Consider the following 10226-nt stretch of genomic DNA (forward strand, 5'->3'; position numbering starts at 1 on the left):
GGCCAAGGATGGCCCATGACGGCGGCCCACGGTCCAAAGCCGGAGTGAGGGCACACCGAGCCTAGGCGAGGTGCCGAGTGGTGGGGCAAGAGCGTTTTGCTTACTTTTGCGCTCTTCAAAAGGCCGTTACCGCAGCAACGGATATGTACACAATCAATCAATCAATCAATCAAACCACTCCCCCCGCTCAAGAAACGTATTCCGAATCATCTCCACCACCCACCCCACCTCCAGCGAATGCCGCACATCAGCACTCACCCCCATCCAGACCTGCCGCTGCATCCCCTCCAGAAACACCCCATCCAACGCCGTCAACCCACGATCAAAACAACTCATGTACCGCGGCAACAACCCAATACACGCACTGCACCGAATCATCTCCAGCATCAGCGGATACGCTTCCACCCGCACTACCCCCGCCAGCCGCTGCTCCACCAGGCTATTCCACGGCCGCAGCGCCTCCACCTGCCGATCCGGCTGCCACTGCACCAACATATAATCCGCAAGGTCTTCAATGCTGTCCGGCCGCACCGCCAACCGCGAATACCGCTTGGCAATATGCGGCGAATAATCCAAACGCGCCAACACCTCTGGCGCCCCAATGGCAAAACTCGGCCCCGCCCCCGGCGAATCCATCCCCGACAACCACACCACCACATCCGCATCCAGCGCCTGCAACCCCAACTCGCTGTCGATGGAAATGATCTCCAGCCGCACACTCGCATTGCGCCGCAACAGGGCAATCAGGTCCCGCCCCAGAATGTCATGCAGGATCGACTCGGCAACCGCCAGCCGAATCAACGGTTGCTCCAGCACCGGCAAGCGTCGCTCATGCGCCAGGGCAATCAACTGCGCCTGCAACTGCTGCCCTTCACGACTCAGGGCCAGGACATTGCCCTGATAGCTGAACAGCGAACGCCGCAGTTGCTCTTCCAGCTGCGCCAGGCGCTTGCGCAACTGCGTGGCCTTGATGTTGAGGCTACGAGCCGCCTGCATGAAACACCCACAGCGGGCGCTGATCAGGAAATACTGCGCCACCTCGGGCTCGATGGCGGCCGCCAGGGCCAGCCAGGCCTCGCGGGATTCGGTCGACGCACGATAAGGCGCGACGCCTTGGGGTACAGCCGGTTCAACAAATACCATGGGAGACTCCCTGTCTTGTGGGTACTGTGCATCCAATGCGGTGATACGGTTTTACTCCAGTACCTTGTTCAGCTCGGCGCCGTCGATACTCAAGGTCGCGGTATTGAGCATGCCTTCCAGGTAGGCCTTGGCAATCTGCTCCTGGCGTTGCGCACGCAAGGCCTCGGTCAAGCGGCCACGCAGTTCATCCAGCGTGGCGGTGCGCGCCGGTTGTTGCCCAGTGAGTTTGAGCACGTGAAAACCCGCCGCACTCTGCACCGGCTCCGACACCCCGCCCGTCTTGAGCCGCGCCACCACACCGCGCATTTCAGGCATCAATTGCTGCAACGGCTGCATCCCGGCATCGCCACCGCGCCGGGCGCTGTCGGGGTCCTGGGAATACTGGCTGGCCAGGGCGGAAAATTCGCCTGGCGAGGCCTGCGCCTTGCGGCTCAACTCCTGGGCCTGGCGGCGCACATTGTCGACGGTTTGCGGGTCGCTCACGGCCAGGAAAATCTGGCTGACCTGGTACAACGGCGGCGTCACCCATTGTGCCTTGCCGCTGTCATAGGCTTGCTGCAATTCAGCGGCGCTGGGGTAATCCGTCGGCACCTGGCTGACCGACAACATGTAGTCGCGAAATACGATCTGCTCGGTGGCGGCGCGGGTCTGTTGCTCCACCTCCGGGCGCTGCCGCCAGCCCTGCGCATCGGCCTGTTCAAGCACGGCCTTTTGCGCCAGGCGTGAACGCAGCCAGGTTTCCAGGGCGCCGCGGTTGCCACGCAGTTGCTCGCGGGTTTCCACCGGCAAGGCGGCCAACACCGACTTGAGTTCGGCGAGGTCGATCTGCTGGTTGCCCAGGCGCGCCACCGCCGGCCCGTCCTTCACGGCCACCGGCGCCGGCTGCTGGGCTGCGACCGGGTCACTGCCCGGCCGCAGGCTCAACCCCACCGCGACCGCCAGCACCACCAGGGCGCCAGCGCCGACCACCAGGGCTGGTTTCTTCACAGTGCAGGCGCCTCTTCGCGCGCGTCGACAGCAGGCGCGGACCCGGCCTGGAGCTGGGCGGCTTGCTGGCTGTATTCACGCAGGTAGACGATGAATTCCTGCAGCAGGCGGTCCCACAATTCCAGCTGATTGCGCAAGTACGGCGCACCCACGCCGGCGGCCACCACGTCCATCTCCATCAGCAGGAACTCACCCTGCAACGACAACCGCGCAAAACGTCGGGAAGCGTTCCAGACCTGGGCCAGCCCCTCGGGCAATTCGCCCTGCACCCGCAGCGCGCAGCTGTAGGTGAAGTCCACGTAGCTGCCCTGCTCTGCCGCCGGGTTGCCGAAACGCACGGCGAAGCCAATGCCCTGGCTTGCGCTGAGCAATTGCACGATGCCGTTCTGCTCGGTCTGGTTGACCCGGTAGCCGGCTTCCTGCAGCAGCTCGGTCAAGGCTTGCGGGGTCACGCTGGTGATCAGTTGTACGTCGCTCATAGTGGTCTCTTCCTTGTCGATCAATGATTAGTGACGGTCTGTGGAGCATCGAACCGATTAAGGTAAAGGCCGTCACCAAAACCCTGGGCGAGTTCCTCGAACTTGACCCGGGTGCTGCTGGCGAACGGTTGGCGGATGCTCATCACGTCGGCCACGTCGATTTTTTCGTAGGCCGTCAGCAACTGCTGGGCCACGTCGTACATCTGTTGATTCTTGACTGAACATTGCTGCACTTGTGTGTCACGTTCCGTGAGTTGCGCCTGCAAACGTGCGCGCTCGGTTTCTTTGCCCCGGGCGATTACCAGCAAGTCTTCATAGGCTTTCTTGAACTTGCCCACCTGCTCATTGCTCGCGGCCACCTGGGCCTGGGCCTGGCTGTGCAGACTCTGTTGCTGGCCCACCAGTTGCTCGGCCACGCCACGGGTCTTTTCCAGTTCGGCGGTCAGTTGCTTGACCTGCGCCTGGGCCTGCTTGGCCTGGGTTTCGGCGGCGATGCGTGCGGCACTGGCCTGGGCCTGCTCGCTTTGCAGCGCCTGCAACTGCTGGGTGGTGCTGCGCAGCTGAGTGCGCAGGCGCTCCTCCATGCCTTCAGCCGAAGCGCCGGTGGTAACGAGCAGTAGAAGCAGGCCGCAAATTCGCGTGTTCATGAGCTTTCTCCGGCGCATCAGAAGCGCGTGTTGAGTTCCAGTTGCATGACATCCACTTCAAACGGCGCGCCATACACTTCGGAGGCGCTGAGCCAACGGGCACTGGCGTAGATGTTCTTGTCGAGGCCGTAGTTGGCGCCGATGAAATAGCCCTTGGCGTTGGTGCCGCCGAGGTGGAACGAGGAGTCGTTGAAGCCGTCCGGCAAGGCATCCGGCTGGATGTATTTGTAGCCGGCCAGCACGTTCCAGTCGCCCTTCTTGCGCATCTCCAGCGCACTGCCGAGGGTGAACTGCACCAGCAGCGCATTGCCGCCACTTTCAAACTGGCCGTCGCGGTTGAGGTTGTTGACGATCTGGCCTTCGCTGCGCTTGAGCATCTCGCCCTTGTCGTAGGCCAGGTTGTGGATGAAGTTGGTCTGGCTGCGCAGCTTGAGGTCTTCCGGCAGCTCGCTGTCCCACGCCAGGTTGAGGTCCAGCACGTTGAACTTGGAGGCCAGGCCGACGAATTGCGGTTGCGGGGTCAGGCCAGGCGTTGCCGGGTTGGGGGTGATGTCTCGCAGCAGGAACACGCTGTTGCCCTTCTGCATGAAGGCCAGGCGCGTGCCATCGGTATCGCACGCCGGCTGGCCGGCCCACGGCGAGCAAGGGCTGGAGCGTTCGCCCTGGATATCGCCGAAGTGGTAATAGGCCATCGAGCCCTTCAGGCTGTTGCTGCGGTTGATCTTCCAGTCGGCGCCGATCTGCCCGCCGAACAGCCATTTGTTTTCGCTCTCGTCCTTGTCGAAGCCGTTGGTGGTGGCGGTGTCGGGACTGTATTCCACCGGGAACGCGCCGAGGGTGCCGAACAGGCCCCAGTCGCTGTTGAGCTTGTGGTTGAAGATCGCCGCCACACCGTCGAAGTTGAGGTCGCCGGAATACATCATGTCGGTGGAATAGAACGGGTTGGCAAAACGTCCGGCGGTCAGGGTCATGTAGTCGGTGGTCTTCCAGGTGAGATAGCCCTGGTCGAGCCAGATGTCTTTCTTGCCGAAGCCGCCGCCCAGGGTCTGGGTGGTGGACACCGGGTTGTTGTCGTTGCCGGTGCCGAGGCGGATGCCGGCGGTCCATTCCGGCGAGATCACGGCTTTCATGCCCAGGCGGGCGCGCAGGCGGAACAGGTTCTCGCGGTCTTCGCGGGTGTTGAGCAGCGGCGGCAATTTGGTGTTGGTGTTCTTGTTCACGTCGTAGGGGCCGCTGTCGTTGAGCTTGGCGTAATCGACGATTTCATTGCTGTTGTTGCCCGAGAAATAGCGCGACTCATCCCGCAGGCGAATATCGCCGTCGAAGCTGATGCGCGAGACCCACTCCGGGAACGTGTTGGGCTGGGCCCAGTTTTCCTGCTTGGCGGTGGCCATGACCTCGGCCTTGACCTGGTCGCGAATCTGGTCGCGCACCGCTGCCGGCACGTACTGCACCCGCACATCGCCGGGGGCCGCAGTTGGACCTGCCGCTACTGCCGTGGCGGTGCTGGCCTGGCGTGCCTGCTGAGCCTCTTTTTCAGCCTGGGCGATCAGCCCGTCGGCCTGTTCCTGCTTGAGCACACCTTGCTGCACCAGCAGGCGGATCAGGTTGATCGTGGCGTTTTCCGAAGGCGCGGCGGTGGCGGCCGTCGCCTGGCCGACCAGGGTCGCGATGACCATGCCGACCGCCAGGGTCAATCGATTCACGTGGGAAATCATCTGCACACAACTCCTGTAGAAAACTGCAAAAAAGGGTTCGATCAATCCGGGCGCCGGCCCTTGAGGGACAGGCGTACCGGCAGGGTCATTGAGGCGGGTGTGCGTTCCTTCAGCCGCGGTGTGGCACGCAACGCGGCCAGCACCTGGGCGTCGGTGTCGGCGTCGCCGCTGGACTTGGCGAGCTCCACGCGCGTCACCTCGCCGTCTGCGCTCAGCCACAGGTCGGCCTGCACCGTGTAGGCCTTCTTGCGCAGCTCCGGGTCTTCCCGCAGCAGGCGCTGGAACACCCCGGCCAGGTACTGCTTGAACGTCCCGGTACCGAGCCCGCCACCACCGGAACCGGCCATGCCGCCGCCCTTGCCGGCACCGATGTTGAAACCGTCGGTACCGGACTGCGCGTCGCCGTCGATCTGCATCGGGTTGGCCAGGTCGTCCGCCGGTGAAGGCGGTGCTTCCTCCTCGGGCTTGACCTCGTCCGGGGTCGGCGTGGGCTCCGGCTCGGGGACTTTCTCCTGCACCTCGGGCTCAGGTTCCTTGGGTTTTTCCGGCGGCGGTGGTGGCGGTGGCGGCAACGGAATAATCGTCGGCACCTTGGGCGCTTCACGGCGCACGCCACTCATGTCATTGGCCCACTGCCAGAGAAACCAGGCAGCCACGGCGCCCAGCAGCAGGCCGATGCCCCACTTCAGCGGGCGCAATGGCGGCTTGTTCTTGAGGGGCGTCGGCGCGATCGGCATCTGTGCGGTCATGACTCAGCCCTGGCTCGGTTTGCCGGTGACCAGCCCGACCTGGGACAGCTCCAGGCGACGCAGCAGGTCGAGCACTTCGATGACCTTCTGGTACTGCACCATGGCGTCGCCGCGCACGATCACCGGGAAGTCCGGGTTCAGCGCTTTCTCGATGCGCAGGCGCTCTTCCAGCTCAGGCAAGGTCACCGGGTAAGCGTCGAGAAACACCTGGCCGCCATCGTTCACCGAGATGGCCTTGGTCTTGGCCTCGGACAGCGATACCGAAGCACTGGCCTTGGGCAGGTGGATCTGGATCCCCGAGACCTGGGCGGTGGCGGTGAGGATAAACATCACCAACACCACCATCAGCACGTCCACCAGGGGCGTGATGTTGATGCTGTCGACGGGTGCGTCATCGTCATCGTCGTGGGAGGCATTCACGGAAGCCATGCTGATTCTCCTCAGGCCGGGACGTGGGCGTGGTGGTCGCGACGGTGCGCCGCTTCACTGTGCTGGCTCTCGCCGTGCATCTCCGCCAGGCGGGTGATGAACTCGTCGACGAACACGCGCATGTCGGCGCTGACTTCCTTGTTGCGGGTAATCAGGCGGTTGTAGCCAAACAGCGCGGGGATCGCGACAAACAGGCCCATGGCCGTGGCCAGCAAGGCCGCCGCCATACCCGGGGCGATGGCGTTGATGTTCACGTCGCCGGCCATCGCCGTGCCGAGGAACACCACCATGATCCCCAGCACGGTGCCGAGCAGGCCGATATACGGGCCACCGGCAATCGCGTTGGAGAGGGTCGACAGCTTGGCGCCGAGTTGCTGGTTTTCCCGGGTACGCACGCCGTCCATGGAGCAGCGGATGGCTTCGATGGTGGCTGCCGAGACCGACGAGGTGTCGGCGCCCTGGGCGCGGCGAGTGCGGATTTCCTTGACCGCGACCCGGTACAGGCGCCACAGCGAGGAATGGGTCAGGCGCTCGGCCAGCAACGCGTCGTCGTAGTACATCTCCAGGCGCGTACCGATCTGTGCGAATTGCTCGCGGAAGATATCGTTGGCAGCACTCACGCGACTGACCTGGCGGTTCTTGCGGAGCATGATGAACCACGACTGGAACATCATCCCCACCAGCACCAGGATGATCACCCAGGCATCCACCGGCACCGCCTTGAGCAGGAACCCCAGGCTGCCGAAGCCGAAGCCCGACTGTTCTTCATCCACGCCATAGGCCACCAGTTTCGACTCGGCGCCCTGGGCCGTGGCATCGGCCAGCAACAGGGCTGCCGGGCGCGCGACCTTGGACAAGCGCAGTTCGTCCATGGCCCCGGTAAACGGCAGGTGCCCGCCGGCGGCTTCCGGCAAATCGGCACCGATGGCCAGTTGCGAATTGAACGCCGGCATCGCCACTGCGAGGGTCGCGGTCTCACGGCCGTTGACGTACAGCGAGACCTTGTCGCCCTCGGCGGTGAACGCCAGGTGCTGCCATTGGCCGGGGTTCAGCGGCTGGGTCGAGACGCCGCGCTGGCCGTCGATTTCAATAAACGGCATGCCCTGGTTCAAGCCCAGCAACAGGCTGTGGGCGCCCTCGCGACGGGCCACCACCACTTGCTCGCCGCTGGCCTGGTCGACCCGCAACCAGGCGCTGAAAGTGAAGGCGCCGCCCGCTGCGTGTTGCAGCGACGGGCTGGCTGGTAGCAGCAACGGCTGGCCACTGAACTGCAAGGCCCGGCCGATCACGCCGTCGATGCTCGCACCGGTGGCGTTCACGGCAGTGTTGCCGTAGGCCGTGGTGTCCCGGGGCGGCGTGCCGTTGGCGCCGTCGAAGTGGTAGAGCGCGATGTAGTTCGGGTCGAAGGTCAACTGGCCGTTGGCGGTGGCCGGCGCCTTCTGGTTGCCGTAGTACATCCACAGGTCCTGGCGCTGGCCGCCTTCGACCTTGGGCACATCGACCCAGATCAGCGCCATGCCCATCAGCGGGTCGAAGCTTTCGATCTGGTGGTTGAACACGGTCTTGTCATCGGCGCTGACAAAGCGCAGGTCGGCGCCGTCGTCCTTGACCCCGTCAAAGCTGAAGTTGCCGGTGTGCAGGCGCACCAGCAACGCAGTGCGGCCCAGGGCCTGGCTGATGGCTGCGCCCTGGGAGGTGGTGTCCACCGTGATCTGTTTACGGTAGTGCCAATCGTCCTGCCACCAGGCATGGGCGGTGGCCGGGAGCGCGAAGCCCAGGCAGATCAACAGGCTCAGAAATAGGCGTTGCATGTCAGGAGTCTCCGAAAAAAGGGGTCAGAAAGTCGCCTGCACACTGAAGTGCAGTCGCGAGTCCTGTTTCTGGGTATTTGGGCCTTCAAGCAGCGGGTAGCCCCAATCCAGGCTGCCGGACAACCACTTGCTCAAACTGGCGCGGGTGCCGAGGCCGACACTGGCCAGGCTGTATTCGTCTTCCTGCTCGGGCAGCGGGTCATGCAGGCGCAGGCGTGCGCCTTCGGCAAACGCATAGAAGCGCCACTCCTGCACGTAGCTGCCGAGGAACTTGGCCAGGGACGGCGTGCGCAGCTCCTGGGACAACAGGTAGCCTTCGTCGCCGGTGCGCTCGGCGGCGAGATACCCGCGTACCGACGTAGCGCCGCCAGCGGAATATTGCTCGTTGGACACCAGCGGCCCCGAGGCCAGCTGGAAGCCGGCCTTGGACGCCGACTGCCAGTCGTTGCCGAAGGTGTAGGTGTAATTCAGGTCACCCTTGAGCACCGCAAAACTCGGGCTGGCCTTGTCACGCTTGTACTGGAACTCCTCGGCGTCGCTGCCGTAGCCGAAGAACGCGCGGGTACCCACCACCAGGCTCAAGCCCAGCCCCAATTGCGACTGCTCGGTGTAGCGGTAGCCGTTGTAGCCGAAGGTCAGCGGTGCGTACTTCAGCGGGATATCGTCCGTGCTGCCGCCAAACTTCATCTGCTCCTTGAAGTCCTTGAAGTCGACCCCGGCAGAGAACGAATTGGCCCAATTGCCACTGGCCGGCAGGCTGTAGATCGCCGACACGCCGTAGGAATGGCCCTTGCCCAACACGTTGCTGCCGCCGATGGTGGCGATGTTGCTGTCGGACTGATAACCGGAGAACTGCAGGCTCCAGCGATCAGTCAGCGGCGCGGTGTAGGAGCCCGACCAGACCTTGGCGTTGTCGCTGTCCTGGGGTGCGGTGAAGTAGGTCAGGGAAATGCTGTGGCCCAGTTGCCAGAGGTTGTCGTAACCCAGGGTCGCGATGCTGCGCAGCTCCTTGGTGTCGGCGCTGTAGTCATTGTTCAGGCCGAGGCTGGCGTGCCAGGGGTTCTGGTCTTCCACCTGCAGGTCGACGTCCATGGTGCCGGGGCGCTGGCCTTCGCGGACCAGCGGCGTGACCTGCCGCCCGGCGCTGCGATTGAGGCCGGCGAGTTGGGTTTGCACGCTGGTGAAATCCGGAACCGCGCCCTCCTTCAAGCCGGGTACTTCGTCGCGGATTTCCACCGGCGAATAGTGCTTGGCGCCGACCACACGGACGCGCCCGACCTTGGTTTCGCTGACCTGCAGGTAGACGATTCCGTCATCGACCTTCTGCTCCGGCAGTTCGACGAACACCGACTGATAGCCGCGTGCCTGATAGATCTTCTGCAAGGCATCCCGGGCGCCTTCGATGTCGGCGAGGGTCTTTTGCGGGCCGAGAAACGGGTACACCGCCTCTTCGATCGCACGAGCGTCGAGCACGGTGTTGCCGCGCACGAAGTACTCGTTGACGTCCACCAGCCGTGCCGGAGGCTCGGGCTGGGTGCCCTGCTCTTCGGCCTGTAGCGGTTGCGCCAGTGCACCCAGCGTCAGCCAGCACAGCGCCAGCGTTGATTTGAACAGATGCTCCACACCGCCCCCTGGTTTACTCAAGATGATTGCCGTCGCCGTTTGCCCGGCGTTTGGCCTGTTCAATTGCTGGATATCGAGGTGTTGCCGTGCCGGGCGAGCCAGGTGTGCAGCAGGGCGAAGTTCAGGGAGAACTCCGGCATGTGCAGCAAGGCGCCACAGAACACTTCACCGATGATTTTCTGGATCAACTGCACCGCCTGCGGGTTGTTCAGGAACGTGGCGATGTCGCGTTGCAGGAGGTTGATGCCCCAGACTTTCTGGTTCAGGTCGAGGCCGACGAACCAGCGGAACAGCAGGTTGTAGTTGAGTTGTTCGTGCAGTTGCTGTTCGTTGGGGACTGAGTACAGGAGTTGCAGCAGCAGGATCTGCAAGACGGTCTGGGGGGCGATCTGGGTGCCGGGTTGGGCCTGGAGCAGGTCGCGGTGGAGGTCGAGGATGTCGTCGATCTGCGGGCGCAGCAAGACCAGTGAATGGCCTGCGGGGATGTAGCTGGAGACTTCCTTGAGCGCGCCTTGCCAGTCGTCCTGGGAGACGATCCATACCCACGGTGCGCCATAGCGGTAGACCGAGACCGGTTTTTTGCGTGCGGCTTCGACGATCTTTGACAGGCGCTGGTCGAGCTCCTGCATGCCGACTTTCG

The 10226-nt window shown here is 63.7% G+C and carries 10 protein-coding genes; all 10 read right to left on the reverse strand.

Annotation, left to right across the window (positions count from 1 at the left end):
* Positions 1-165: 165 nt before the first annotated feature.
* The gene (locus tag HX873_RS29760; RefSeq protein ID WP_177123628.1) at positions 166-1143 is read right to left on the reverse strand and encodes a LysR family transcriptional regulator; all 978 of its coding nucleotides are present in this window, start codon (positions 1141-1143) and stop codon (positions 166-168) included.
* A 51-nt stretch (positions 1144-1194) separates the two neighbouring features.
* On the reverse strand, positions 1195-2130 hold the full coding sequence (locus HX873_RS29765; protein WP_177123629.1) for a peptidylprolyl isomerase: 936 nt from the start codon (positions 2128-2130) through the stop codon (positions 1195-1197).
* Positions 2127-2609: a YbjN domain-containing protein gene (locus HX873_RS29770; RefSeq protein WP_134326873.1), complete on the reverse strand. Its 483-nt coding sequence runs from the start codon at positions 2607-2609 to the stop codon at positions 2127-2129. The genes HX873_RS29765 and HX873_RS29770 overlap by 4 nt, the downstream gene beginning before the upstream one ends.
* Positions 2610-2629: 20 nt before the next feature.
* Positions 2630-3256, reverse strand: a complete 627-nt coding sequence (locus HX873_RS29775; RefSeq protein ID WP_008430322.1) for a hypothetical protein — start codon at positions 3254-3256, stop codon at positions 2630-2632.
* A gap of 17 nt (positions 3257-3273) precedes the next feature.
* Positions 3274-4974, reverse strand: a complete 1701-nt coding sequence (locus tag HX873_RS29780) for a putative porin (RefSeq protein ID WP_177123630.1) — start codon at positions 4972-4974, stop codon at positions 3274-3276.
* Positions 4975-5015: 41 nt separating this feature from the next.
* Positions 5016-5723, reverse strand: a complete 708-nt coding sequence (locus tag HX873_RS29785; protein WP_177035728.1) for an energy transducer TonB — start codon at positions 5721-5723, stop codon at positions 5016-5018.
* Positions 5724-5726: 3 nt separating this feature from the next.
* Complete coding sequence (locus HX873_RS29790; protein WP_003211540.1) at positions 5727-6152, reverse strand: biopolymer transporter ExbD; 426 nt, start codon at positions 6150-6152, stop codon at positions 5727-5729.
* A gap of 11 nt (positions 6153-6163) precedes the next feature.
* Positions 6164-7963, reverse strand: a complete 1800-nt coding sequence (locus HX873_RS29795) for a DUF2341 domain-containing protein (protein ID WP_177123631.1) — start codon at positions 7961-7963, stop codon at positions 6164-6166.
* Between the two features lie 24 nt (positions 7964-7987).
* Positions 7988-9586 (reverse strand): ShlB/FhaC/HecB family hemolysin secretion/activation protein, encoded by a 1599-nt coding sequence (locus HX873_RS29800; RefSeq protein WP_177123633.1) that lies wholly within the window; start codon positions 9584-9586, stop codon positions 7988-7990.
* A 59-nt stretch (positions 9587-9645) separates the two neighbouring features.
* On the reverse strand, positions 9646-10226 hold a 581-nt coding region (locus tag HX873_RS29805), incomplete at its 5' end, for a transposase (RefSeq protein WP_177123632.1).

It is taken from the genome of Pseudomonas sp. P7758 (genome assembly GCF_013386485.1).
In the GTDB taxonomy this organism is placed as follows: domain Bacteria; phylum Pseudomonadota; class Gammaproteobacteria; order Pseudomonadales; family Pseudomonadaceae; genus Aquipseudomonas.